General features: G+C 68.6%; 1 pseudogene. It reads left to right on the top strand.

The features are described 5' to 3' along the window. Positions 1 to 11: 11 nt before the first annotated feature. Positions 12 to 207, top strand: a pseudogene (gene pgsA1 / locus BST12_RS30510) (phosphatidylinositol phosphate synthase); the annotation flags it as partial.

Here is a 207-nt window from a genome sequence, read left to right as displayed (position 1 = left end):
GCTCGGCAACCATGAGCAAGCTGCCCTTCCTGTCCCGGGCGGCGTTCGCCCGGATTACCACCCCGATCGCCAGGGGACTGCTGCGGGTCGGCCTCACGCCGGACGTCGTCACCATCCTGGGCACCACCGCGTCGGTGGCGGGAGCGCTGACGCTGTTCCCGATGGGCAAGCTGTTCGCGGGTGCGTGTGTGGTGTGGTTCTTCGTGT

Source organism: Mycobacterium angelicum (assembly GCF_002086155.1).
In the GTDB taxonomy this organism is placed as follows: domain Bacteria; phylum Actinomycetota; class Actinomycetes; order Mycobacteriales; family Mycobacteriaceae; genus Mycobacterium; species Mycobacterium angelicum.
The sequence above is the reverse complement of the archived record's forward strand: the minus strand, read 5'-3'. Positions and strand labels throughout refer to the sequence as shown.